Source organism: Candidatus Methanomassiliicoccus intestinalis Issoire-Mx1 (assembly GCF_000404225.1).
Lineage (GTDB): Archaea > Thermoplasmatota > Thermoplasmata > Methanomassiliicoccales > Methanomassiliicoccaceae > Methanomassiliicoccus_A > Methanomassiliicoccus_A intestinalis.
This window is the reverse complement of the sequence record NC_021353.1, coordinates 431,649-453,197: the sequence shown is the minus strand read 5'-3', so window position 1 is coordinate 453,197 and position 21,549 is coordinate 431,649. Positions and strand designations below refer to the sequence as shown.

Genomic DNA, 21,549 nt, shown 5'->3' with positions numbered 1-21,549 from the left:
AGTATCACTGGATGGTTTAGAGTTCTTCTACGATACTGCCACCGGCAGCCTCAATCTTCTCTCTAGCAAGAGCAGAGGTCTCGGCAACAGTTACATCATAGGATTTTGAGACATTTCCAAAGCCCAAGAGTTTATCAACACCCATACTGGTGAGATTTATCTTGACTTTACCGTCTTGTTCCACGGCGAAGCCTTGTTTCATATAGTCTTCAAGCTGCTCTTCCATTGTAGCCAAATTCATGGATATTTTGGCAGAGACCATTTTCTGAGGACGTTTGAAACCATGACGACCAAAGTGCTGGGGATCGTTTTTGAGCACCCACATGAATTTGTGCTTGAGAAGACCGGCATTGCCGTGTCCACCCATTTTACCTGCTCCCCTTCCACTTTTCTTACCGCGACCGTGTGTCCTTCTGCCTCTGAATTTATTTGTTCTGCTTGGCATTTTTTTCACCTCACAGCATTTTCTCGATAAGGACGTTGATGCTCGCTCCGCGGTATCCCAAGGAACCGTGGGTTTTGACATCCTTCTTTACAGCTTCATATCCCTGTCTTGGGGGATGGAGCCTGAAGATAGGTTTAACATCCTTAAGTGAGGCGTACTTGACCTCATCGTTCACTACACTCTTTGCAAATTCATCTACTGAAGAGAACTGCGAATTTTGTGACACGTATTCATCATCAATCGGTTTGTCACCCATGAGTTTACCGCGGACTTTGATCATCTTGGCAAGAGTCTCTTCAGAGACTTCTCCCCAGGTAATGAAGTCTTTGCTTTTCTGAAGCATTCCTTTCATTACAGCGTTTTCTGGGATGATCACGCAGTGGTTGATACGGGTGAGACGGAGCATATTCATAGTGTCCTCAATATCCTTGTTGATGTTTTTGTGTCCACGGACTCTGATTACAGCAAATGCCATCTAAATCACGCTCCCCTCTCTTGAAGGTCCTCTGCAGAGATAACATCTTGATGAATCTGTGCTGGTCCGCTGATGATTTTGAGTGCTTTTTCCTGAGTTTCAGATACACGGATTTCTGAGGTTCTCTTAAGAGCGTCAAAGACTGCCAGGGCATAGTTGACTGTGGTCTTTGTATGTCCACGGGCAAATCCCCATGAGTCTTTTACACCTGCTAGATGCAGGATGCTCTTTGCAACATCTCCTACAGCCAAACCAATTCCTCTCGGAGCGGGTTTGAATGTAACTTCCACAGATCCGGACTTGCCTGAAACTGTAAATGGAAGAGAGTGTGCTGAACCGCAGGCACATTCCCATGAACCGCAGCCCCTCTTAATTTCAATTACGTTCAATTTCGCATTATCGATAGCCTTGCGGATGGTCGGACCGACTTCTTTTCCTTTAGCACGGCCTATTCCAACAAATCCATCTCCATTTCCTACTACACAGGTTACAGCGAATTTTACTCTACGACCAGAGTCAGTCATTCTCTGAACCATGTTGAGATCAAGAACCTCATCTTTAAGATCTGGAATGAGAGCATCTACGATCTCTGGTTCTCTCAGAGGGAGTTTTGTAGCAAGAGCTTGGCTCATGGTGGTGACTTCACCGCTGAAGACCATCTTTCCCAATCTTGTCTTTGGAGTCCATTCGGCCATTTTAATCAGCCTCCATACGGCTCTTGACTTCCTCGATCATCGCTTCGAGATCGTCACTGATGTGCTTACCTGCGAGTCTGTCCTCGGAAGGAATTACTTCGTCTCCATGAGGTACATCTACACCAGCATCAAGCATTCCTTTTAGAGCGGCGAATAAGTTGCCTCCCTTTACTGGCGTTCTGAGACCTATATCGAGCACTGCTTCATCAGCATCATTTTTAACAGCTCTGAGACCGGCTAAATAACCAGTAAGATAAGCTGCTGGAAGATTTCCAGTTGGTGCTGTCCATCCAAACTTTGTAAGTTCTTTTGATGAGGCTGAAGCGAGAACTTTGTCTCCTATTTCGTCGTAAGCGATGAACTGAATGTAAGTGTTCTTGGATGACATGCGTACAACTGCCCTCGGGATGCGAGAACGGAGAAGACGCTGTCTCTGTCTGTAATCGGTTTTGCCTTCCCTTCTTCTGCGGAAAGCTACCCTGTATCTTGGACCGGTTGCCATTTACTGTTCCTCCTCTTGTAAATATCCAGAGGCTTTCATGTGTGACAACAGGTGGTTACGGCTTTTGAACTGACCTCCCTTAGCTTTCCTATAGAACAAACGGTAGGTCTGTTTGGAAATCTTGCCTGTGTCTCTTAGTTCTTTTAATTCTGCCCTGATCGGACGTATCGTCTGAATCCAGCGTCTCTTCCTTGGGGATCTGGCTCCAGATCTACCTTTCCTGCTTCCAGGACCGCGCTGTCTTCCTTTTTTACGCTGTGCAAGGTTGTGCCTTATACGGCCACGGGAGTTTCCGCGGACTGGAAGAGCTTTGATTGTTCCGGATTCAATGGCAGTGCGTATGTCTGCACGAGTAATTGCATCGGACAGTTCTTCGATTTTATTGGGATCGATCCAGACACGGTTGACACCGCATCCCAGGATATCAGCAGCCATGCGTTTTTGGTTTTTGAGATCCATATTTACACCGTCCTGTTCAATACTCTGATGCCAAGAGTGTCGGCTTTTGCCTGAATGGCTGTTCTTTTCTTTGCCCCAACACTTCCTCCGATCCTGATGGCTTCGGTTGCCGGGTCGATACGGTCAAGGTCATCTGTATTCCAGATAAGGACTTCTTTAAATCCAGATGGGTGGTATCCACGGACATCACGGGGACCGCGGTATCCGATACTGACCACATTTGGACGATATTTGTAATGTCTGCGCATTTTGCTGTGAATACCGCGGGGGCGCCTCCATTTCTGCCCGAGACGGGAGAAACGGAACCATTCCTGACGGTAGAACTTCACACGCTTGTGGCTCATATCATAACGAAGGTCGAGCAGCTCTTTTGTACGAGCGTCGAGCTCAGGCTTTTTGTTGACAACATAATCGCCGGACTCAACAACCTGAGATTCGACAACTTCTGCTTCAACTGCCTGCTGTTCTTTGTCTTTCTTACTCATTGGCTCACCTTCTTTGCTTTAGCGGTTATGTATATTCCATCCTGGAACACCCTGGGGTCGTATCCCTTGATGTGAGTGGCTCTCTCGATGTTAGCTGCAGTCTGACTGACGGCTTCTAACTCGATTCCAGTTACGGATACATCTGCTCCCTTAACCTGGACTTTGACGCCAGGGTAGATTTTAGCGCTACGCGGGGAACGCTCTCCAATGAAATTCTCAATGATAAATGTGTCTCCTTTGATGGATGTCTTCATAGGGAAGTGAGAGTACACGATTTTCATCTCATACTCGAATCCAAGAGTTACACCTTCGATCATATTCCTGATGTGTGAAGCAAAAGTGCCTACCATGGCCTTGTCCTTCACTTTAGGGAATTTGCAGCTGACTACAATGTGGTCTCCATTTAAGGCCACCTTAGTCTTAGGATTGAAGAAATCCCTCTCCAATTTCCCTTTGGGTCCATTGATTGTCATGACAGCTTCGTCACTGATGGAAGCGCTGACGCCCTTTGGCAACTCTATTGTTTCTTCAATTATTCCAGCAAGTGTCATTTTACTCCCTCAGTATACGTAGGCCAGAAGTTTTCCGCCTACACCCATCTCTTTGGCTTTAGTGTGACTTACTACACCAGCTGTGGTTGTAAGTATGAGTACACCAAAGTCCTGAGCGGGCAGGTATCTGGACTCGAAGCGTTCTAAATCATTCTTCTGCACTGAGTGCCTTGGCTTTATTACACCGCAGTCGTTGATTTTACCATCTAAGCTAATCTTAAATAATCCAGCCTTTCCGTCTTCGATGAACTCAAACTGGTTGATGTAGCCGTATTCCTGCATAACTTTGAGGACTCTTCCGATTAACTTGGAAGATGGGCAGATGGTGCATTCGCTCTTACCAACTGAGGCTGCGTTTTTGATGGTCGACATTGCGTCGTTAAGTGGATCGCTTTGCATTTATATCACCTCAGCTATATTTTTTAAATCCAATCTCTGGTGCAACCTCACGGAAGCATTGTCTGCAGAGATGCATGCCATAGCGGCGCACGATACCGCGCTTCCTTCCGCAACGCTGGCAGCCTTTCTTTCGTCCGAACTCTTTCTTTGTCTTCATTCGACCACCTCAACGTTGTATTGGGTTTTCATGAAATTGATGGCCTCATCCCTAGTAACACGATGCTGTGCTGGGACCTTTTTTGGCATGATATGCCTTTTGGACACCCTGTAGCCTGGCTTCATAAATACCACGCTAACATCCATTCCAAAGATTCCGATTTCAGGGTCGTATTTCATACCCTCAAAGTCAGTATAATCTGAGATACCAAAGGACATGTTTCCCTCTTTATCAAAAGAGTAAACTGCAACTCTTCCTTCGCGGATAGCTAATGCTTTTGATAAGAACTCTGAAGCAGCTTCTCCTCTGAGAGTGACCTTGCATCCTATTGGCATTCCATATCTTACACCCAAATCACGGTTTGTGACCTTGGCTGTTGTAATCACCGGGGTCTGCTCTGTGACCATGCTGAGAACTTTCTGAGCTTTGTTCAGACGTTCTCCGGCTTCGCCTACGCCGATATTTACAACTACTTTTTCAATACGAGGTACACGCATTACATCGCTGCTCATAGAACTGCCTCCTCAGGCAGCGTGATTTCGGATGTTTTGTTTCCGACGATGAACACGTTGCATTTTGTGGTGTACTTTCCATCTGTGAACTTTACAAGATTCTCAGAAGGTAGTCTTGTTATCTCATATTCCTCAACAACAGCTACGTTTCCTACATTTGCACCAGATGTGATCAGTGCAGTGTTTCCCTTCTCAAGAGAGTAGGATGCAAGTATTTTCTGCTCAGGAATTGTGATCTTTAATACATCACCAGTCTTGTATTGGTTAGCGTCCAGCACGATATTTCTTCCATCGTGGAGGTTTAACTGTGTCTTTCCGCCTGCAATGGTTTTCTTATCGTCAATGCGAGTAAGTTTCCAGCCGGCTTCCTCTTCAGAGATCTTTACCATCTGGAGTTTTCCCCTCTTATCGAGGACCATGCGGTAATATGAGTTAATTGTTGGAAGACCCAGGACATCCATCAGTCCGATTCCCTGTTTTGGGCTGCGAGCGGTCTTACCGTCAATTTTCAACATTTTTTTCTGAAGCATGAGACGAACTTCTTTAGCAGTCCCTGCAAGACCAAGCATATCCCTCATAACGACGGTTATGGGTATGCTCTCTTCAAGTGAATGTGCACCGGGAGCTGGTTTTGTAATCCAGGTAGAAGTTTTCCTCTTTACTGGCCAGCTTCTAGGTGCGGTTAATCTTTTCATTTCATTGCTCATTGTGAAACCTCCTTCTTGGAGAGAGTCTGCTTGCGCATTGGGTCAGATAGGTTAAGTTTTGTAATTTCAACCTTGGAAGCGTGGATTGGACGTGCAACTAATGTACCATCTGCTTTAGAGATGGTTACATTTTCAATTACGAGCCTGCCGCTCCTAGTATCGACTTGTGTAACCTTTCCTTCAACATCTACAACATCCTCGTCACCACGCATTACTCTTACAGTGTCACCTTTGACGACCTGTGCAGCATGGATTCCAAAATCCTTGCGTAGTTCGTCACTGAGGTGAGAAGAGACCATCTTTCTGCGTATGTGAGCAGGTGCGTTGTAGAAGGCCTTTCTTTGTTTACGGGTTTTGCTACTCTGTACCATAATTTCACCTCAGATGATCGTTGAGGCTGTGGCAGCAATACGAGGCCATCTTTCTGCGGCTTCTCTTGCTACAGGCCCTTTGATATCTGTACCTTTAGTCTCGCCTTCCTCCGTGGTGATGACGGCGGCGTTGTCTTCGAATGAAATCATTACCCCGTCTGCACGGCGGAATGGCCTGCGCTGACGGACAATGACGGCATATACAACCTGACGTCTCATTTCTGGAGTACCTTTTTTCACGGACGCGATAACTATGTCACCCACACTTGCCTTCGGATACCTGCGGCTTGTACCGTGGTACCTAGGGACTGTGATGATCGCGATCGTTTTAGCGCCCGTGTTGTCGATAACGTTGAGAACGGTTCCTGTTTGGGATCCGTGAGTCTGTCTTCCGGCAATACCTTTCATTGTCATTACCTCTTTTCAACGATCACGAAAGAGACAGTCTTGCTCAGCTGACGGCATTCCATGATTTTTACATGGTCGCCGACTTTCACATCCAAACATGGAGGATTGTGAGCTGAGTAACGGCTTGTTCTCTTTTCATATCTTTCATACTTCTCTACATAATTCAGATAGTTACGCTCCACCACCGCAGTTTTGCCCATCTTTGTTGAGACGACAACCCCTTCGATGATTTGACCTCTGAGTGATAATTCGCCGTGGAATGGGCAGTGCTTATCGCTGCAGGTAGCCTCTGGAGATTTAACATCGATTCCGATATCCTTGACTTCGTTAGCCATTGGGATCACCTTATCTTTTTAATCCGATCCTCAGGTCGGTACTGGATCTCCGATCCATGAATCAGGACGGATTCGCCCTGGTATGTGAACAGGAATTCGCTACTAGACTTAGGAACAGTAATTTCCCTGCTGTCTTTGCGGATGGTGAGTGTATTCTTAGATTCGTCTACAATCGCACCGCAGAAATTTCCGCAGCCGAGTGACTGAATCTCTACATCCATGCCAATGAATTCCGACCTCATGAGATTCCTCTTATTCACTTTCATCTTACGTCCGTTTTGAAGCCCATCTGTTCAAGGACTTCCTTGACCTTTTTCTTATGGTCACCCTGGAGCTCGATACGTCCTTCTTTGACTGTACCGCCTGCAGCACACTTACTTTTTAGCTTCTTAGCCAGATCGTCCATGTCAATATCATTCTCATCGATGCCTTCGACAACGGTGACGATTTTTCCATAACGCCTGCTATCTGTGCTTATTCTGACTGTTTGCTGCTCGCGTGCGATTTCTTCACACATGCACAGCTCTTTGGGTAGCCCACATACCGGACAAATTTCCGCCATTAGTTCTTCTCCTCCTCCTTCTGGATGGTTTGGATCCTAGCAATGTTTGTCCTAAGGGCCCTGATTTTTCCGGGGTTGGCGGGAGCGCCACCCATGGCGGCTGTCCCACGTTCATGCATTAGTTCGCCTCGGAGCTCTGCTAGTGTTTTTGACCGCTCTTCAGCAGTCATTTCCCTGATCTCTGAAGTCCTGAGAAGTGCCATTACTGCTCACCACCCTGGTTTTCATCTTCTTCAATCTTGGGCTCTTCTGCCTCTGGAGCCTCTGCCTCAACTGGTTCGGCTTCTGGTTCCTCGACAGGCTCTTCCACAACCACTTCACTCTTGAGTTCGACTGGACGGAAGTCATCTTTCTTTTCCATGAGTGAAGCTAATTCTGGGAATTTCTCTGCTGCTTCGACTGGCAGTGTGACGTCAATCTCATCAGGCAGTTTAGAATTGGGACGCATAATTTCAACTGTGACACCAATTACACCAGGCTTGAGTTTTGCTACTGCGTAGCCTTTGTCAACATCCTGGATCTTTGGTTCTCCGCAGAATTTTATGTATCCTTCTTTGAATTTTTCAGTTCTGTGTCTCTGACCAGTAAGCTTACCAGCAATAATTATGTGGCATCCCCTAGCACCGTTATCCATTACTCTGCGGATGGTGGAGTGTCCTGCACGTCTGAAGTGCCATCCGCGTTCCAATGCAAATGCTAGTTTTTCAGCCATAATCTGAGCGTTGAGATTGGGGTTGTCGACTTCCTGAACTTCTACTTGAGGATTGTCGAAGCTGAAGTCTTCCTCAATAGCACGAGTAAGGTTCTTGATAGCTGCACCACGGCGTCCGATGATGATACCTGGACGCTCTGTGATGAGTGTGACCCTTGTACCCATAGGGGTACGTTGGACGTCAAGACCTCCGAAACCTGCTCTTGTAACCTCTTTCATCAGGTATTCCTTGAGAAGAACCCTGCGTGTATTCTCAGCGATAAATTTCCTTTCGCTTGCCATGTTCACTCAACCTCCTCAAGAATTACTTCGATGTTTACAGTCTGGTGGTTCCATTGGGTGCTGCGACCGTGAGCACGTGGCATATACCCAGGAATTGTGCGACCGAGAGTTGCTGCAATCACAGTAACTTTCATGTTGTCTGCGTCAAGTCCTTTGTATTCTGCATTGTGCTTTGCACTCTCAAGGACGGCAAGTATAGCTTGTGCAGATTTTTTAGGATATCTTCCAGGTCCCACGTTTGGTTTGTGGGCAATGCCGGAGTTATAGCGCTTGAAAGGCACAGGCCTTTTCAAGTCTATTACTTCTTCCAGCATCTGGATAGCTACGTTTACCTTCTTGCCCCTGATCATGCGGCAAATTTCTCTTGAGTCTTTAGGAGAGATTGGCATTTCTTTGCCGATCGCCTTGGAGGTTACATCAGGGTTAGCATATTGTGTATATCCAGCCATTTAATCAACCTCACTTCAGCGGCAAGAACTTTGAACCTCTGGTAGCACCTACACCAGGTCCGGAGTGCTTGACATCTCCTCTAGTCATACTGAATTCACCAGTGAAATGTCCGATCATCTCGGGTTTGATTTCAAACTCAATGAATTCTTTTCCATTGTAAACAGAAACTCTCTTGCCGACAAACTGTGGCACAATTGGAACATCGCGGCGGTGAGTTTTTATGACTTCTTTGTCGCTTGTTCTGAGAGTCTCAAAAGCAGTGCTCTGCTCATCGTTCATTCCCCTTGCAAGGGTCCTGCGGATTCTGCATGGCAGCAATGATACCATCTCATCGAAAGGCATCTCGAGTAACTCTTCCATGGAATATCCACGGTAGGTGAACTCTTTCTTCCTGCGGGCGGTAATGCCTCCCTTCTTCTTACGCTGCTTTCTGCGTGCAGATTTTGGATTGCCATATTTAGTAGCCTTTGCCATATGATCACTTCCTCCTTCTCTTAGGAGACAGGCGTCCTACCTTACGTCCAGGAGCAGCGTTCCTACTTACTGTGCTCGGGACACCAACGTGTGGGTGACCTCCACCACCATGTGGGTGGTCTACAGCGTTCATGGCGATACCTTTCACCTTGAAATAGGCCTTACTCTTGCTGCGGTATGCGTGATATTTGTTACCTGATTTAGCGAATGGTTTTTCTTTCAAACCGCCGCCTGCTACAACACCAACTGTTGCGCGGCAACGGGGATCAAATGATTTGAATTCACCAGAAGGCATGAGGAGAACTACTTTGCTTCCTCTGCTTACGACGGTTGCAGAAGTTCCTGCTGTGCGCACAAACTTTCCACCATCTCCGGGCTGCCCTTCAATATTGTAAACGAAGCTTCCTTCAGGAACGCTTGAAAGTGACACAACACTTCCAGGAGTACGGTCTGCAGAATTGTCACCAAATGAGACATTGTTTCCGACCATCATTCCTTCAGCTGCGATCATAAGGACCTTCTCACCGTTGAAATCGATTTTTGCCAGAGGTCCGTTTCTTCCTGGGGCATGAATGAAATCTTCAATCTTGCCGGTAGAAGCATCCAATCTAGGATACCTGATGTCACCGACGTGCCTGTGGCTTGGGGAGCGATATTGGGATCCTCCGCGTCCACGTCTTTGTTGTCTGAGTTGCTTACCCATATTATCCCTCAGAACACTCCGATTCTCATGCCGATGTCTTCTGCCGAGTATCCCTCAGCGAGTTTAATCGTAGCACGCTTTCCGTTCTTTGTGATCCTCGTCCACACCTTCTCGACCTTTACATCAAAGTGACTCTCGAAGTCTGCTTTGATTTCAGCCTTGGTGGCATCCCTTGTAACAAGGAATTCGAGCTTGTTCCCGTCTTTGAACTTCTGGGTTGGTGTTCCACTCATGAAGTTCATCGTCTTTTCTGTGACGTATGGATGAATTAAAACTGAATCTTTAGGCATGATTACCAGCCTCCAGTCTGTTCGAGTGCAGACTCAGTGAATATAGTCAAGCGACCTGCAGCTCCGCCGGGAGCGAGTTTTCCTGCACTTAGTCCGCTGGTACATACGACTTCGACACCAGGGAGGTTGTGTACACCCTTGAAAATAGGAACCTCATTCTCAGAGACTACCACGAGGATGCTTCTGGGAGTGCGGTATTTTCTGCCTCTCATCTTTCCTCTACCAGCACGGATTTTCTTTCCATCCTTTGCTCTGAGAAGATCATCATATACACCTAAGCTCTCGAAAACTGCAATTGCTTCTGCAGTTGTTGCAATCTTCTCAAAGTCGTTCTCAACAACTAAAGGAAGAGTTACATTTTCGTCAAAGCGGTGTCCCCTGTTCTTTACAATCTCAGGGTTGGAAACAGCGGCCAGTGCTGACAACTTTGCAAGCTGCTTCTCTTTCTTGTTCATCTTTTTAGAGTAATCTTTCTCCGGCTTTGGTGGGAATGCACGCCTTCCTCCTACGTTGTTAGGAGACTCGGCAGCTTTGTTGCCCTGTGTAAGCCTTTGAACACGTGAAGTTCCACGGCCTTTTCCCCACTGAGAAACTGCATGTCTCATACCAGCTTTTTCACTTGGTCCATAAGGCTGGCGTTTGTTGGCCTGTTCGGCTACAACAGCTTTGTGGATGAGGTCTGGACGATACTCTGTTGAAAATGCTGCGGGGAGCTCCACACTTTTGACGGTTTTTCCGTCTACTGAATATACATTTACACTTGCCATTTAGTTCAAGCCCCCTGCTTGGATTCGGTTGAGATGTAAACAACGTCAGGTGCATCTCCAGAGACTTTCGAAGGCCTTACTGGATCCCTGATGCGGATCAGTCTCTTTGTGGGACCTGGCACAGAACCATAGATAAGGAGATAATTATTGCGGACTGAACCGTAGTGGAGGAATCCTCCCTTGGGGTTGACTTCTTCTCCGCTTTCTCCGATCTTAATAATACGCTTGTTGAATTCTGTACGCTGGTGGTAACCCATCTGACCAGACTGAGGCACGGTTGGACGAACAAGTCCAGGCCTCTTTGGACCGAGGGTACCGATCATTCTGCGGTGCTTTGAGTTCTTGTGGGACAGAAGCTTTACTCCCCATCTCTTGACTGCACCCTGGAAACCTTTTCCCTTGGTGACTGCAGCCACATCAACTAATGCACCACTTTTTGCAAAATCAGAAATTGATACTTCTTTGCCCAGGATTTCTTTTGCGTAGGCAAGTCTCTCGTCGATAGTTCCTCCACCAATGCGGGTTTCCATAAGTTCAGGAACTTTTTTAGGAACACCAGTCACTAATTTCGGCTGTGTGTATGTGAGCACGCGGACATCAGCTATGTCCTTTTCTGCCAGCTTTGCCCAGGATTCTTCAGCATTGTAGTTCTTGGGAATCGGCAAGCGCCTCTTGAGGAGCGAATCCACAGATGGCGCCCAGGCTTCTCCGACAGTGCGGAGCCCGTAGCGGGTATTCTCATATACTCTTACAGCCGCCACTTTCATTGGTGGCACTTCTAGAACAGTAACTGGGATCTGTATTTCTTGTTTAGCGGTGAGACTTGTTTTGCGGTCATCGACCATGAACGCATGAGTCATTCCGGCTTTATAACCGGCAAAGCCCTGAAGTTTAGGGCCTTCGCTAATCTCTGGCCAAGTATCTAATCTAGGTGTTTGGCTAACGGCTCTTTTTCGTGGCGAGTACGCCTTCGAGCCTCTTCTTGGACGTCTTTTGTTCGGCATGGTTCTCCCTCTCGTCTATTGAGAGAATCCACTCTCTGTTGCTAGCGCCCTCTGACATGACACATAGTGCGAGTCAGCACCTCCGACCGTGGCGCGGTATTCACCCCCCGAGAATGGAAATAGAGGGGAAGTTGGGATGATAAGACATTGCCCATAGCGTCTGGTCGAACGTCCTCAGCGCGTTCAGCTTAGAGTCCGATAAGACTTCTTGTATATAAACATGATGACCTGTTATTCAAAGTACTGGCTACCCCATAAAAAACCATTTGGGGCAGCCGAAAAGTAGTGTTAAAGTTTACCTTCTTTGGCTTTTTTCTGCATCCTTTTAGAACGCTCTTTTGATGAAAAACCTGTGGCTTTCAGCATAAAATCGTTATATTTGCGGTTAGATTCGATCATCGCTTCTTCAGAAGCATTTTTATCAGATTCTGTGCTCACTTCAAGCTCAGACTTGCTAATGAACTTGACTTCGAATTTTGTTGTTGCCCCGAATGAAGTGACATATGCACCGTTTTCCTCCTTGACGTCTCCAAACATTTCGACCATCAAGTTTTTCAATCCATCTCCTTCCAACAGTGCTCCGTGTCCTCTCTTTATATCGAATTTCAAGTATGTTGCCTCCTGATGCTAAGTCAGCAGAGTTATTCCCAAACAATATGTCATATAATATTGCTTTGCCTCCTTTGCTAGATATAAAGCCAAAAATAACTAACTCCTGAAAAAGAGAGTGCAAAATTTACGTCACCTCTGATAATTTGTTCAAAATAAATTTTATAAGATAGATGGTGGAAAGATGGATGATAAAAAATCGAGGTGGCTGTAAATGAAGTTAGCAGAATATGAAAAAGTCAAAGATTATACGTATCTAGAATATTGTGATTATCTGCAGGATAAGTACGGCATCGGCCTGTGCGACTATATGACACAGTCATGGAACAAAAATACCAAAAGTAACTAGAACAAACGAAGGACTGCTGGCACATCATAAGTATGAAGACCATGCGATAATGCTGTCGAACAAAGAATATGCCAGGAACAATCCCTTTGAATGGCAGCTGGCAGAAAACATTGTTTATTGTGATTATCTGGAACATTTACTGCTGCATATTTTGATCTGTGAGCATCCGGCAGCAGACAAAAATATATTGGAGGCTGTTGGCATCGGCGGCGTTATCAACTACATAGTGCCGGAATTGAATGATGTCTACAGCGGCTGGCAGACTGGTAAAAAATGGCAGAAAAACTGCCATGACGCAATAATGGATGACAAAGATACATATCTGACATTATTGAAGAGATTCAAAACAACCTGCAGATCATATCCGCATTTCAAAGAAGATTGCCTGTACACAAGCTTCAACGAACATTATGGATTATGGTCAAAAGAGCAGAATCAGGAATTATTTAGTGAGATAGAGTCACTGTGAGCTCATAGAACAGCTCTCTCATTCATGTTTCTCACTAGGCGGGAGATATTCTATGCGCCCGTCTGGATGCTCAAGATAAATTTTACCATCTGCATCGACACGGGTCACGGGTATGCCCATAATCTTGTCTCTTTCTATGGCCAGCCTGAACGAAACGCTCTGTTAATTCGTCATCCGTTAGACCAAACGTCAGATCGTAATCGTTACTCTCTTCCCTGGATTCCATTTTGATCACTGCTGATTTTCTTATTCAACAATGTTTTCCGAGACGTGTTTTTTGACATCTACGCTGGTAAACATCAGATCCTGAAGCTCAAGCAGAGCCTGCCATTCGCCGCGGCACTCGCAGTCAACTTTCTCGAATTCTGCCGGATCCTGAGAATATGAGAATTTTTCTACTGCTGAAAGCAGGGCCTTGTCACATTTCCCGCAGTTGTGGACTCCCCTTGCAGCTCCTCCGCCTGAAGGCGATGAAAGCAGTCTGCAGCCTTCCTTGCCGGAACCGTCCTTTAGGACCTCAATTAAAGACCAGATCATCGGCGGGGCGTAGCTTCCCCTTGACCACAGAGACTCCACCAGCGTGCTGCGCTGCACATTGACCGGGTTGACGCTGACGCTTTCTGAGAATTGAGCCGCATATTTCACTGAAGCCTTTGCATCCTCGATTGCCGCCCTTTCAGTCAAATAAGGAGGCTTAAGAAGCAGATAGGTTCTCAAGGGGATGTTAAGCTTATTCAGAACTCTGGCTGCCTGTTCGTAGTCTCCAACGGTGAATCCTTTGCGGATGCATTTTCTGAGAATCTCATCATTCGCACTCTCCAGACCGATGGCGACTGCTGACCTCTCTTTGACTACTGAAGCTAAGTTTTCCTCGGTGACGAATTCAGGACGGGACTCGAAGAGAATCCTCTGTGCCGGAGCAAACATCTGAAATATATCCTTCCTGACTGCACCGGGAATCTCCTTGTCATCTAAGAATGAACCGGAAGTATAGATCTTGACCATTTTTTCATTGCTGTATTTTTCCAAGGCCTTTGAGAGCTGAACTCTGAGATCCTCTTCTGTCACCGGTGCGCTTACAGTGTTGTATCCGCACATGGTACAGCCCTTTTTATGAGCCCACCAGCAGCCTGTTGTACGCAGGATGATGACGAAAGCATCTACCTTTTCTGAATTGATCATGTCCTTTTCCCGCCATGTGCTGACGGGAGTCTGGAGATCTTCCTTCCTTAGTTTAGCCATAATCTAATCGCTGCAAGACAGCCGACTAACATTAATTACCTTTCGGCCCGATTGATGGTAAGTTTATAATAAGGTCACCATATGCCTAGATTAAAGGTATACGTATGGCTAGAAAGATCGTTGTGATCGGGTCTGGAGCGGCAGGCATGACTGCTGCCTCCTCAGCAAGAGCGACTGACAAAGAAGCTGAGATTACAGTATTCACTGAAGAGGAATATGTCTCCTATTCACCGTGTGCGATTCCCTTCGTTCTCGAAGGAAAAATAAAGGACTTTCAGTCAATCGTGATGCACGATCCAGCATTCTACAGAAACGAGAGGAATATTGACGTCCGGGTAAAAACAAAAGTCGCCTCTGTCGATTCAGAGGCTAAGACCGTTACACTTGAAGACGGCTCTTCGATACCTTATGATTCTTTGATTTTAGCCACAGGCGGCACAGTGTTTGTCCCGCCGATTGAGGGCGCCGACCTTCCAGGAGTCTTCAAAGTCCGCTTCATAAATGACGGCATGATGATCCAAGAAGCAATGAAGACCTGCAAGACAGTTGTTGTCGCAGGCGGCGGAGTCATCGGCCTGGAGATCGCTGTGGCACTCAAGCACGCCGGACTGAAAGTCATCGTTGCCGAGATGTTTCCGCAGGTCATTCCAAGAATCTGCGACGCTGATATGGCCGCTAAAGTTCAGTCTGAACTTGAAAGGGAAGGTGTCGAGTTCCTGATGGGCAAGCCCCTCGGCGCCATCAAGGGCAGCGGAAAGGTGGAAAGCGTCATTGTCGGAGATAAAGAGTACAAGTGCGACATGGTAATCATGGCCACTGGAGTCAGGGCAAACCTGCAGATCCCCAATCAGCTTGGTTTTGAGATCGGACCCCTCGGCGCAGTTCATGTTACATCCACACTGCAGCCGTACCGCAGAGGCAGAGTCGTCAAGGACGTATACCTGGCAGGCGACGTTGTCATGTGCGAGAATGCCGCTGCTCCCGGACCTACCATGAGCCAGCTTGGCGCTACTGCAGTGAGACAGGGCCGCGTAGCCGGAATCAATGCTGCCGGAGGATATGCCACATTCCCAGCTGTTCTCAGTGCCTGGATTTCTCAAGTCGGCGAGATTCAGATTGCCGGAACCGGCCTCTCTAAAGGCCTGGCAGACTACTACGGCCTGCAGGTTGTCGAAGGCTGCGCGGAAGGTCTCAGCCGTGCAAGGTACTACCCCGGCGGAACCGAGGTCATAGTAAAGTTACTGGCTGAGAAGGAAAGCCGTCGCATCGTCGGTGCTCAGATCCTGGGCAGAGAAGATATAAACGGGAAAATCAACTGGCTTACTGCTGCAATTATGAAAGGAGTCACAGTCGATGAGTTTGTCAGCTCCTTTGAGAATGCTTACTGCCCCCCGACATCAATGGTCAGAGACGTAGTATGTGTAGCAGCTGAAAATCTGATGAGGAAACTGTAAATGACTTCGATAGTCTTCCGCACCTTCGGCAATATCTCTGCCATCACCAAGCAGAATCAGATGAACATGGAGTTCGAAGGCTGCACTGCTGAAGACTTTCTCAACAAGCTTATTGAAAAATTCGGGGAAGATATGAAAAAGATCCTCTTCCCCGGCGGTTCTCTCTCAGACTTGATATTTATATTAATAAACGGTAGAAACATCGAAGGCCTGGAAGGATTGGAGACTAAGATCAAAGACGGCGATACAGTCTCCGTTCTGCCAATGACCGCTGGTGGATGATATTAATCATTCTTCAGCATTTAATTTTTAATTATCAGAATAGATAATTTATTTTCAATTAATTACATAAATTGTCCTAAGTTTTCAATATTATTTTTGATTTTTGCAGATAAATATCAGATGTAGTTGACATATCATCCAGTAATGCTAAAATTTGTGTTTTTATCTTTGATTTTACAACAAAATAATCATATTGTATACAAATATATGCAATGAAATTCGTAAACAAATTCTCTGATCGCGTCATAGATAAGGAATAAGATTTATAACGATGAATGCTACACTCACCCCGATTCAAGGAATCATAATCCAATTTTAAAAATCGGTGAGTCTAATGGGAATTTCAAAAAATGCACAAGTTGTCCTTGAGAGAAGGTATCTGATAAAGGACAAAGACGGCAATACAATCGAAACTGTCGACGAAATGTTTCACAGAGTCGCAGATGCGATTGCCTCCAGTGAAAAGATGTATGAAAACGGCGAGGACGCTGGCAAACTCGCTGAAGTGTTCTATGACATGATGACAAAACTGGAATTCTTGCCCAACTCTCCGACATTAATGAATGCCGGCAAAGATCTCGGCCAGCTCTCGGCATGTTTTGTTCTGCCTGTTGATGACAGCATGGAATCGATATTTGAGGCCATCAAACAGGCGGCTTTGATTCACAAAAGCGGCGGAGGCACAGGGTTCTCATTCTCCAGGCTTCGCTGCGAAGGCAGTGTCGTCAACTCCACCGGGGGAGTCGCCAGCGGACCTATAAGCTTCATGAAAGTGTTCAATGTTGCCACTGAAGCTGTAAAACAGGGAGGTTCGAGACGCGGCGCCAACATGGGAATACTCCGCATAGACCACCCAGACATTTTGAAATTTATCGATTGCAAATCGAATAACAAAGAAATTACCAACTTCAACATTTCAGTAGGACTCACTGAAGCGTTCATGAAAGCGGCTGAGAAGGGAGATGATTACGATCTCGTGGATCCGCATACCAAGGAGACTGTGGGTAAACTCAACGCTGCAAAGGTCTTTGATAAAATTGTCGAGGCTGCATGGCGCAACGGAGAGCCCGGCATTATTTTCCTCGACAGGCTGAACCGCGACAATATCGTTCCTTCCCAGGGAGAGATTGAATCTACAAATCCCTGCGGAGAACAGCCCCTGCTGCCTTATGAAAGCTGCAACTTAGGCTCAATCAACCTCACCAAGATGCTGAAAAAGAACGGTGAATCCTGGGAGTTTGACTGGAAGAAAGTGGAGAAGACAGTAAAGAATGCAGTGCACTTTCTTGACAACGTCATAGATGTCAACAAGTATCCCATCGAAGAAATTGACTTCACCACTAAACAGACGAGAAAAATCGGCCTCGGGGTCATGGGATGGGCTGACAGCCTGCTGATGATGAAGATCCCCTATAACTCTACAGAGGCAATTGAACTCGGAGAGCGCCTGATGAAGTTTATCAACGAGGTCGGACGGGAGAAAAGCCAGGAGATAGCAGCTAAGAGGGGAACATTCCCGCTGTTTGAGGAGAGTATACTGCCCAAAGATAAGCCGCAGAGGAATGGAACGATTACAACTATTGCACCTACCGGAACTCTCTCCATCATTGCTGAATGCTCATCAGGAGTCGAACCAATCTTCGGTTATGTGTTTGTAAGAAATATCATGGATGGAACAGAGATGCTTGAAGTGAACTCTGTTCTCAAAGAAGAGCTGGAAAGAAGAGGCCTTTACAGCGAAGCTCTGATGAAACGCATCGCCAAAGAAGGCAGCATTGCCCACATCGAGGAAATTCCTGAAGACATCCGCAGAGTGTTTGTTTCCAGCCATGATATCAGTCCTGAGGATCATATCAGAATGCAGGCTGCTTTCCAGAAGTACACAGACAACGCGGTTTCCAAGACAGTAAACTTCAGCCATGCAGCCACTGAGGAAGATGTGGCGGAAGTCTACAAGCTCGCCTTCAGGCTGGGCTGCAAAGGAGTAACGATCTACAGAGACGGCAGCCGTGACGAACAGGTGTTGAATATCGGCAAAGTCAACAAGGACGAGGAGATCCCGGCAGAAGAGCTGACTGGAAGAATTGTTCCCCGCGGCAGGCCTGATGTTGTGTCGGGTGTTACCGAGCGCGTGCAGATCGGCTGCGGCAAACTGTACATCACTGCCAATTATGACGATAAGGGAATCTGCGAGATATTCACCAACACCGGAAAGGCAGGAGGATGTCCCAGCCAGAGCGAAGCCACTTCAAGACTTGCCTCGATTGCCCTGCGCAGCGGTATTGATGTAAAAACCATTGTCAGCCAGCTCAAGGGAATCAGATGTCCTTCAACTGTCAGGCAGCCCGGATTGAAATGCACTTCCTGTCCTGATGCCATCGCCAGAACTATTGAGAAAATATACAACAAGCATATTGAACTCGGTTACTGGGATCCAGATGCCATAAGCGTCAGCAGCCTGATGGAAGACGATCATGTACTGACTCATATGATCAAATTCTGCCCCGAGTGCGGAGAAGCCGTTGAACATGAAGGCGGCTGTGTTATATGCAGGCAATGCGGTTACAGCAAATGCAATTAAAGGTGATTATTTGGATAAAAGAATGATAGCGCCAGTTATAATTACAGTATTATTGCTGCTGTACTTTGTAGCATTCGGCGCTCTGTGGATGGCGCTGGAGGATGGAATGCCTCTCATCGTCACCATCATGGGGCTGAGTATACCTGCGATATGTATAGTTGCATCAGTGTATGTACTGATAGAACGCATTAAGGAAATCAGGAGCGGAGTCGAAGATGATCTTGACAAATATTGAATACCTTCCAGGCAAAGAAATAGAAATAATCGGCATTGTAAAAGGCAGCACAATCCAGACAAAAAATATCGGCCGCGACATTACTCAGGGATTTAAGTCGATGGTCGGCGGAGAGCTTGTCGCTTACACACAGATGCTGAACGAGGCCAGAGCCCTTGCCACCAAGCGCATGGTGGAAGAAGCTGAGAGTCTGCAGGCAGACGCCGTGATTAATGTCAGGTACACCAGTTCAATGGTGGCCGCCGGTGCTGCTGAAATCCTTGCCTACGGAACTGCAGTAAAAGTTAAATGATTTTAAACGGAAGCATTCAAGCTTCTACTTTCTTTTTTATTTCATCTGGCAGTCTTGTATTATCGCTTGATATTTTTCTCAAACAGAATCAATGATAAATCAAAGCTTCAGTTTATCTTAATTTAAGTATTCTGCTTCATACAAAAATCATCCATTTAACAAGCAGTACACATGCTAGACAGTGTGTAGCGGAATAGCTTTATACATTCTTACGATACGCAAGAACGATCAAAATGAATGCCGAAGAAAGATTAAGCCTGCTGTTACGCAACACAGAAGAAACTGTGACAGAAGAGGATCTGAAAGCTCTCCTGTCCAAAAAAGAGAAACCGCGGGCATATATCGGATTCGAGCCTTCTGGGCTTGTGCATCTGGGCTGGGCCCTGTGTGCCAGCAAGATGCGCGACTTCATCGATGCAGACTTTGAACTTACTATTTTCATGGCTGACTGGCATGCCCGTATCAATGACAAGCTCGGAGGAGATATTGAAAGAATCCGCCTCTGCGCCAAGTATATGGGAGACTGCTTTGCCGCTCTCGGAGTCCCGATGGACAAAGTCAACTTTGTTCTCGCCTCTGAAATCATGGAGAAGAACAGTTACTGGGAGACTGTAATCAAAGTAGGAAAGGTAACTTCTCTCTCAAGAATAAAGCGCGCCATGACCATCATGGGCCGCAAGGAAGACGATGCTGAATTGGACTCTTCTAAATTCCTCTACCCGCTCATGCAGGCTGCCGACATTTTTGTAATGGATATTGATGTGGCATATGCCGGCATCGACCAGCGCAGGGCACATATGCTCGCCAGAGAGGCAGCTGAAAAACTTGGATGGAAGGTTCCGGTAGCTATCCACACTCCCTTAATTCCAGGTCTCAGCGGCATGAACAGGATGGATCCCATCAGCGGAAAAATGTCCAAGTCACATCCAGACAGCAATATTCTCATTCACGACAGCGCAGAAGACATTCAAAGAAAAATGAAGAAAGCCTTCTGTCCGCCTGAGGCTGAAGGAAATCCTGTATTGTCTGTATGCAAGTACATCATATTCGGCAGGGGAGGAAAGCTTGTCATTGAGAGACCAGAAAAATTCGGCGGCAATCTCGAATTCAATTCTTACGAAGAACTGGAAAAGACATACCTTGCTCAGGAGCTTCATCCCCTAGATTTAAAGAACGGAGTCGCCAAGGCACTGAGTGACTACCTCGCTCCAGTAAGGGAATACTTCGAGAAACACCCTGAAAATCTTGAAGCTTTAAAAGAGTCAATGGCTAAGATGCAATAAGCATCTTCCATTTTTTTATATTTTTAACCAAGTTGGATTTAATACTGTTTTAGATTAAATATATATTGTTATTTTTAGAAGATAAGGAATAATCTTTCCTCTTCAGGCATAGATTATTGAGTCCGGTTCCCTGCCTTCACGCTCGATCCTGCGGTTTCTCACCCAGAGGCAGGTGTCGATCAAGACCATTACCAGATTGAGAATGTAAAGATAGATCACGGCGTCATAGCTGTAGTAAAGCTTGTTGATGATACCGGCGACATATCCGATCATCAGAGTGATCAGGAAAATTACGCTTTTTCCTTTGGTAGACTTGGATCTCCAGGAGTTAAGTATGGAAAAAGGCCACGCTGCTCCGAAACAAAGCAGCATGATTATCTCAAAAATGCTCAATAATGTTCCTCCAGCTTACTTCTTTGACATGACAAATCCCTCTTCCGGGGACATTTCTTCGCCTTCGGTTACATTTGGAGGGTAGCTTCTCGGCCCCTCATAGTAGTTGGTTGGATAACGCTGAGTCTGAGGCTTAAAGACCGGCTGTATCTTTTTATAAGCAATGTAATAGAAGAATCCAGGGAAAATCATACAGAACAAGGAGATCACTGTAAAAAATTTCAGGTATCTGTTGGCCTGCCCGAACCGGCCTTCATTCATGGACTTCATGATCAAGGGATTTGTCAGCAGAATAAGAATCACTGAAACTGCTGCCACGCATAGAAGGACCTCACCCAGAGGCACTCTGCCGCTGAATAAGAAGTAAAATCCGAAAATCAATCCCAGCGGGAATGAAACAAATAAAGAAGATTTAGCATAACACATCCAGCACTTTGAATCGTTGATCGCCGGCGGAAGCCAGGTCGATGGAGCTGGGGTACATACATATTTAGTTTTAGCCATGTCAACACCGCAAGGATGCTTTTGCCCGCAAGCGGGACTGAGTCATCCATGGTCATTAATGATTTAAATTTTTTTGGATATATGTGCAGCATGCATATTTTGAACAAATAA

Annotated in this window: 36 protein-coding genes; 8 read left to right on the top strand and 28 right to left on the bottom strand. The window is 46.3% G+C overall.

The window, feature by feature from the left end; genetic code table 11:
- Window positions 1-16: 16 nt before the first annotated feature.
- The 25 genes from H729_RS02160 to H729_RS02040 form a co-directional block, all read right to left on the bottom strand.
- Window positions 17-445 (bottom strand): uL15m family ribosomal protein, encoded by a 429-nt coding sequence (locus H729_RS02160; RefSeq protein WP_020448361.1) that lies wholly within the window; start codon window positions 443-445, stop codon window positions 17-19.
- Between the two features lie 10 nt (window positions 446-455).
- Entirely contained in the window at window positions 456-920 is a 465-nt protein-coding gene (locus H729_RS02155; protein ID WP_020448360.1) for a 50S ribosomal protein L30, read from the bottom strand.
- Between the two features lie 5 nt (window positions 921-925).
- Entirely contained in the window at window positions 926-1,615 is a 690-nt protein-coding gene (locus H729_RS02150) for a 30S ribosomal protein S5 (protein ID WP_020448359.1), read from the bottom strand.
- Window position 1,616: 1 nt separating this feature from the next.
- Window positions 1,617-2,117 carry a 50S ribosomal protein L18 gene (locus H729_RS02145; RefSeq protein ID WP_020448358.1) on the bottom strand — a complete coding sequence of 167 codons (501 nt, stop codon included), beginning with the start codon at window positions 2,115-2,117 and terminating at the stop codon, window positions 1,617-1,619.
- A complete protein-coding gene (locus tag H729_RS02140; RefSeq protein WP_020448357.1) occupies window positions 2,118-2,576 on the bottom strand; it encodes a 50S ribosomal protein L19e in 459 nt (152 codons plus the stop codon).
- A gap of 2 nt (window positions 2,577-2,578) precedes the next feature.
- Window positions 2,579-3,061, bottom strand: a complete 483-nt coding sequence (locus H729_RS02135) for a 50S ribosomal protein L32e (protein ID WP_020448356.1) — start codon at window positions 3,059-3,061, stop codon at window positions 2,579-2,581.
- A complete protein-coding gene (locus tag H729_RS02130) occupies window positions 3,058-3,612 on the bottom strand; it encodes a 50S ribosomal protein L6 (protein WP_020448355.1) in 555 nt (184 codons plus the stop codon). Before H729_RS02130 ends, H729_RS02135 begins: the two co-directional genes overlap by 4 nt.
- A gap of 9 nt (window positions 3,613-3,621) precedes the next feature.
- Complete coding sequence (locus H729_RS02125) at window positions 3,622-4,011, bottom strand: 30S ribosomal protein S8 (RefSeq protein WP_020448354.1); 390 nt, start codon at window positions 4,009-4,011, stop codon at window positions 3,622-3,624.
- Between the two features lie 10 nt (window positions 4,012-4,021).
- The gene (locus H729_RS02120) at window positions 4,022-4,168 is read right to left on the bottom strand and encodes a 30S ribosomal protein S14 (RefSeq protein WP_020448353.1); all 147 of its coding nucleotides are present in this window, start codon (window positions 4,166-4,168) and stop codon (window positions 4,022-4,024) included.
- On the bottom strand, window positions 4,165-4,680 hold the full coding sequence (locus tag H729_RS02115; RefSeq protein WP_020448352.1) for a 50S ribosomal protein L5: 516 nt from the start codon (window positions 4,678-4,680) through the stop codon (window positions 4,165-4,167). The genes H729_RS02120 and H729_RS02115 overlap by 4 nt, the downstream gene beginning before the upstream one ends.
- Window positions 4,677-5,387: a 30S ribosomal protein S4e gene (locus H729_RS02110; protein ID WP_020448351.1), complete on the bottom strand. Its 711-nt coding sequence runs from the start codon at window positions 5,385-5,387 to the stop codon at window positions 4,677-4,679. The genes H729_RS02115 and H729_RS02110 overlap by 4 nt, the downstream gene beginning before the upstream one ends.
- A complete protein-coding gene (gene rplX, locus H729_RS02105; RefSeq protein WP_020448350.1) occupies window positions 5,384-5,758 on the bottom strand; it encodes a 50S ribosomal protein L24 in 375 nt (124 codons plus the stop codon). The genes H729_RS02110 and rplX overlap by 4 nt, the downstream gene beginning before the upstream one ends.
- Before the next feature lie 9 nt (window positions 5,759-5,767).
- The gene (locus H729_RS02100) at window positions 5,768-6,166 is read right to left on the bottom strand and encodes a 50S ribosomal protein L14 (RefSeq protein WP_048134242.1); all 399 of its coding nucleotides are present in this window, start codon (window positions 6,164-6,166) and stop codon (window positions 5,768-5,770) included.
- Between the two features lie 5 nt (window positions 6,167-6,171).
- Window positions 6,172-6,501 carry a 30S ribosomal protein S17 gene (locus H729_RS02095; protein WP_020448348.1) on the bottom strand — a complete coding sequence of 110 codons (330 nt, stop codon included), beginning with the start codon at window positions 6,499-6,501 and terminating at the stop codon, window positions 6,172-6,174.
- Between the two features lie 5 nt (window positions 6,502-6,506).
- Window positions 6,507-6,743: a ribonuclease P component 1 family protein gene (locus H729_RS02090; RefSeq protein ID WP_236608647.1), complete on the bottom strand. Its 237-nt coding sequence runs from the start codon at window positions 6,741-6,743 to the stop codon at window positions 6,507-6,509.
- Window positions 6,744-6,763: 20 nt separating this feature from the next.
- Entirely contained in the window at window positions 6,764-7,063 is a 300-nt protein-coding gene (gene yciH, locus H729_RS02085; RefSeq protein ID WP_020448346.1) for a stress response translation initiation inhibitor YciH, read from the bottom strand.
- Window positions 7,063-7,266: a 50S ribosomal protein L29 gene (rpmC, locus tag H729_RS02080; protein ID WP_020448345.1), complete on the bottom strand. Its 204-nt coding sequence runs from the start codon at window positions 7,264-7,266 to the stop codon at window positions 7,063-7,065. Before rpmC ends, yciH begins: the two co-directional genes overlap by 1 nt.
- The gene (locus H729_RS02075) at window positions 7,266-8,057 is read right to left on the bottom strand and encodes a 30S ribosomal protein S3 (protein WP_020448344.1); all 792 of its coding nucleotides are present in this window, start codon (window positions 8,055-8,057) and stop codon (window positions 7,266-7,268) included. The genes rpmC and H729_RS02075 overlap by 1 nt, the downstream gene beginning before the upstream one ends.
- Before the next feature lie 2 nt (window positions 8,058-8,059).
- Entirely contained in the window at window positions 8,060-8,506 is a 447-nt protein-coding gene (locus tag H729_RS02070; protein WP_020448343.1) for a 50S ribosomal protein L22, read from the bottom strand.
- Between the two features lie 10 nt (window positions 8,507-8,516).
- Window positions 8,517-8,981: a 30S ribosomal protein S19 gene (locus H729_RS02065; protein ID WP_020448342.1), complete on the bottom strand. Its 465-nt coding sequence runs from the start codon at window positions 8,979-8,981 to the stop codon at window positions 8,517-8,519.
- A 4-nt stretch (window positions 8,982-8,985) separates the two neighbouring features.
- Window positions 8,986-9,684: a 50S ribosomal protein L2 gene (locus H729_RS02060; RefSeq protein WP_048133810.1), complete on the bottom strand. Its 699-nt coding sequence runs from the start codon at window positions 9,682-9,684 to the stop codon at window positions 8,986-8,988.
- Window positions 9,685-9,692: 8 nt separating this feature from the next.
- A complete protein-coding gene (locus tag H729_RS02055; protein ID WP_020448340.1) occupies window positions 9,693-9,974 on the bottom strand; it encodes a 50S ribosomal protein L23 in 282 nt (93 codons plus the stop codon).
- Window positions 9,975-9,976: 2 nt separating this feature from the next.
- On the bottom strand, window positions 9,977-10,741 hold the full coding sequence (rpl4p, locus tag H729_RS02050) for a 50S ribosomal protein L4 (RefSeq protein WP_020448339.1): 765 nt from the start codon (window positions 10,739-10,741) through the stop codon (window positions 9,977-9,979).
- Window positions 10,742-10,746: 5 nt separating this feature from the next.
- Window positions 10,747-11,745 carry a 50S ribosomal protein L3 gene (locus tag H729_RS02045; protein ID WP_020448338.1) on the bottom strand — a complete coding sequence of 333 codons (999 nt, stop codon included), beginning with the start codon at window positions 11,743-11,745 and terminating at the stop codon, window positions 10,747-10,749.
- A gap of 288 nt (window positions 11,746-12,033) precedes the next feature.
- Window positions 12,034-12,354, bottom strand: coding sequence for a DUF5611 family protein (locus tag H729_RS02040; RefSeq protein ID WP_020448337.1), 321 nt, complete (start codon window positions 12,352-12,354; stop codon window positions 12,034-12,036).
- A gap of 214 nt (window positions 12,355-12,568) precedes the next feature.
- Here H729_RS02040 and H729_RS10200 point away from each other — a divergent pair, with 214 nt between their 5' ends.
- Together H729_RS10200 and H729_RS02035 are read left to right on the top strand one after the other, a co-directional pair.
- Window positions 12,569-12,703, top strand: coding sequence for a hypothetical protein (locus H729_RS10200; RefSeq protein WP_256365363.1), 135 nt, complete (start codon window positions 12,569-12,571; stop codon window positions 12,701-12,703).
- Between the two features lie 49 nt (window positions 12,704-12,752).
- Window positions 12,753-13,172, top strand: a complete 420-nt coding sequence (locus H729_RS02035; RefSeq protein ID WP_020448336.1) for a hypothetical protein — start codon at window positions 12,753-12,755, stop codon at window positions 13,170-13,172.
- Between the two features lie 246 nt (window positions 13,173-13,418).
- Here the strand turns inward: H729_RS02035 and H729_RS02030 are convergent, their stop codons facing one another.
- Entirely contained in the window at window positions 13,419-14,414 is a 996-nt protein-coding gene (locus tag H729_RS02030; RefSeq protein ID WP_020448335.1) for an archaeosine biosynthesis radical SAM protein RaSEA, read from the bottom strand.
- Between the two features lie 104 nt (window positions 14,415-14,518).
- Between H729_RS02030 and H729_RS02025 the strand changes: the two genes are divergently transcribed.
- From H729_RS02025 to H729_RS02000, 6 genes are all read left to right on the top strand, one after another.
- Entirely contained in the window at window positions 14,519-15,868 is a 1,350-nt protein-coding gene (locus tag H729_RS02025) for an FAD-dependent oxidoreductase (protein ID WP_020448334.1), read from the top strand.
- Complete coding sequence (locus H729_RS02020; RefSeq protein WP_020448333.1) at window positions 15,869-16,150, top strand: MoaD family protein; 282 nt, start codon at window positions 15,869-15,871, stop codon at window positions 16,148-16,150.
- Window positions 16,151-16,484: 334 nt separating this feature from the next.
- The gene (locus tag H729_RS02015; protein WP_020448332.1) at window positions 16,485-18,731 is read left to right on the top strand and encodes a vitamin B12-dependent ribonucleotide reductase; all 2,247 of its coding nucleotides are present in this window, start codon (window positions 16,485-16,487) and stop codon (window positions 18,729-18,731) included.
- A 10-nt stretch (window positions 18,732-18,741) separates the two neighbouring features.
- Entirely contained in the window at window positions 18,742-18,966 is a 225-nt protein-coding gene (locus tag H729_RS02010) for a hypothetical protein (RefSeq protein ID WP_197736782.1), read from the top strand.
- On the top strand, window positions 18,947-19,258 hold the full coding sequence (locus tag H729_RS02005) for a YbjQ family protein (protein WP_020448330.1): 312 nt from the start codon (window positions 18,947-18,949) through the stop codon (window positions 19,256-19,258). The genes H729_RS02010 and H729_RS02005 overlap by 20 nt, the downstream gene beginning before the upstream one ends.
- A 233-nt stretch (window positions 19,259-19,491) precedes the next feature.
- Entirely contained in the window at window positions 19,492-20,541 is a 1,050-nt protein-coding gene (locus tag H729_RS02000; protein WP_020448329.1) for a tyrosine--tRNA ligase, read from the top strand.
- Between the two features lie 102 nt (window positions 20,542-20,643).
- On the opposite strand, the gene H729_RS01995 is transcribed toward H729_RS02000, so the two are convergent.
- Complete coding sequence (locus H729_RS01995) at window positions 20,644-20,934, bottom strand: hypothetical protein (protein WP_020448328.1); 291 nt, start codon at window positions 20,932-20,934, stop codon at window positions 20,644-20,646.
- 15 nt (window positions 20,935-20,949) lie between these two features.
- Window positions 20,950-21,438, bottom strand: coding sequence for a hypothetical protein (locus H729_RS01990; protein WP_020448327.1), 489 nt, complete (start codon window positions 21,436-21,438; stop codon window positions 20,950-20,952).
- Window positions 21,439-21,549: the final 111 nt, after the last annotated feature.

What these genes read in the sequence shown, in the direction of transcription:
- H729_RS02160 (WP_020448361.1), bottom strand. Translation starts at nt 445, where the DNA reads ATGCCAAGCAGAACAAATAAATTCAGAGGCAGAAGGACACACGGTCGC.
- H729_RS02155 (WP_020448360.1), bottom strand. Translation starts at nt 920, where the DNA reads ATGGCATTTGCTGTAATCAGAGTCCGTGGACACAAAAACATCAACAAG.
- H729_RS02150 (WP_020448359.1), bottom strand. Translation starts at nt 1,615, where the DNA reads ATGGCCGAATGGACTCCAAAGACAAGATTGGGAAAGATGGTCTTCAGC.
- H729_RS02145 (WP_020448358.1), bottom strand. Translation starts at nt 2,117, where the DNA reads ATGGCAACCGGTCCAAGATACAGGGTAGCTTTCCGCAGAAGAAGGGAA.
- H729_RS02140 (WP_020448357.1), bottom strand. Translation starts at nt 2,576, where the DNA reads ATGGATCTCAAAAACCAAAAACGCATGGCTGCTGATATCCTGGGATGC.
- H729_RS02135 (WP_020448356.1), bottom strand. Translation starts at nt 3,061, where the DNA reads ATGAGTAAGAAAGACAAAGAACAGCAGGCAGTTGAAGCAGAAGTTGTC.
- H729_RS02130 (WP_020448355.1), bottom strand. Translation starts at nt 3,612, where the DNA reads ATGACACTTGCTGGAATAATTGAAGAAACAATAGAGTTGCCAAAGGGC.
- H729_RS02125 (WP_020448354.1), bottom strand. Translation starts at nt 4,011, where the DNA reads ATGCAAAGCGATCCACTTAACGACGCAATGTCGACCATCAAAAACGCA.
- H729_RS02120 (WP_020448353.1), bottom strand. Translation starts at nt 4,168, where the DNA reads ATGAAGACAAAGAAAGAGTTCGGACGAAAGAAAGGCTGCCAGCGTTGC.
- H729_RS02115 (WP_020448352.1), bottom strand. Translation starts at nt 4,680, where the DNA reads ATGAGCAGCGATGTAATGCGTGTACCTCGTATTGAAAAAGTAGTTGTA.
- H729_RS02110 (WP_020448351.1), bottom strand. Translation starts at nt 5,387, where the DNA reads ATGAGCAATGAAATGAAAAGATTAACCGCACCTAGAAGCTGGCCAGTA.
- rplX (WP_020448350.1), bottom strand. Translation starts at nt 5,758, where the DNA reads ATGGTACAGAGTAGCAAAACCCGTAAACAAAGAAAGGCCTTCTACAAC.
- H729_RS02100 (WP_048134242.1), bottom strand. Translation starts at nt 6,166, where the DNA reads ATGAAAGGTATTGCCGGAAGACAGACTCACGGATCCCAAACAGGAACC.
- H729_RS02095 (WP_020448348.1), bottom strand. Translation starts at nt 6,501, where the DNA reads ATGGCTAACGAAGTCAAGGATATCGGAATCGATGTTAAATCTCCAGAG.
- H729_RS02090 (WP_236608647.1), bottom strand. Translation starts at nt 6,743, where the DNA reads ATGAGGTCGGAATTCATTGGCATGGATGTAGAGATTCAGTCACTCGGC.
- yciH (WP_020448346.1), bottom strand. Translation starts at nt 7,063, where the DNA reads ATGGCGGAAATTTGTCCGGTATGTGGGCTACCCAAAGAGCTGTGCATG.
- rpmC (WP_020448345.1), bottom strand. Translation starts at nt 7,266, where the DNA reads ATGGCACTTCTCAGGACTTCAGAGATCAGGGAAATGACTGCTGAAGAG.
- H729_RS02075 (WP_020448344.1), bottom strand. Translation starts at nt 8,057, where the DNA reads ATGGCAAGCGAAAGGAAATTTATCGCTGAGAATACACGCAGGGTTCTT.
- H729_RS02070 (WP_020448343.1), bottom strand. Translation starts at nt 8,506, where the DNA reads ATGGCTGGATATACACAATATGCTAACCCTGATGTAACCTCCAAGGCG.
- H729_RS02065 (WP_020448342.1), bottom strand. Translation starts at nt 8,981, where the DNA reads ATGGCAAAGGCTACTAAATATGGCAATCCAAAATCTGCACGCAGAAAG.
- H729_RS02060 (WP_048133810.1), bottom strand. Translation starts at nt 9,684, where the DNA reads ATGGGTAAGCAACTCAGACAACAAAGACGTGGACGCGGAGGATCCCAA.
- H729_RS02055 (WP_020448340.1), bottom strand. Translation starts at nt 9,974, where the DNA reads ATGCCTAAAGATTCAGTTTTAATTCATCCATACGTCACAGAAAAGACG.
- rpl4p (WP_020448339.1), bottom strand. Translation starts at nt 10,741, where the DNA reads ATGGCAAGTGTAAATGTATATTCAGTAGACGGAAAAACCGTCAAAAGT.
- H729_RS02045 (WP_020448338.1), bottom strand. Translation starts at nt 11,745, where the DNA reads ATGCCGAACAAAAGACGTCCAAGAAGAGGCTCGAAGGCGTACTCGCCA.
- H729_RS10200 (WP_256365363.1), top strand. Translation starts at nt 12,569, where the DNA reads ATGAAGTTAGCAGAATATGAAAAAGTCAAAGATTATACGTATCTAGAA.
- H729_RS02035 (WP_020448336.1), top strand. Translation starts at nt 12,753, where the DNA reads ATGCTGTCGAACAAAGAATATGCCAGGAACAATCCCTTTGAATGGCAG.
- H729_RS02030 (WP_020448335.1), bottom strand. Translation starts at nt 14,414, where the DNA reads ATGGCTAAACTAAGGAAGGAAGATCTCCAGACTCCCGTCAGCACATGG.
- H729_RS02025 (WP_020448334.1), top strand. Translation starts at nt 14,519, where the DNA reads ATGGCTAGAAAGATCGTTGTGATCGGGTCTGGAGCGGCAGGCATGACT.
- H729_RS02020 (WP_020448333.1), top strand. Translation starts at nt 15,869, where the DNA reads ATGACTTCGATAGTCTTCCGCACCTTCGGCAATATCTCTGCCATCACC.
- H729_RS02015 (WP_020448332.1), top strand. Translation starts at nt 16,485, where the DNA reads ATGGGAATTTCAAAAAATGCACAAGTTGTCCTTGAGAGAAGGTATCTG.
- H729_RS02005 (WP_020448330.1), top strand. Translation starts at nt 18,947, where the DNA reads ATGATCTTGACAAATATTGAATACCTTCCAGGCAAAGAAATAGAAATA.
- H729_RS02000 (WP_020448329.1), top strand. Translation starts at nt 19,492, where the DNA reads ATGAATGCCGAAGAAAGATTAAGCCTGCTGTTACGCAACACAGAAGAA.
- H729_RS01990 (WP_020448327.1), bottom strand. Translation starts at nt 21,438, where the DNA reads ATGGCTAAAACTAAATATGTATGTACCCCAGCTCCATCGACCTGGCTT.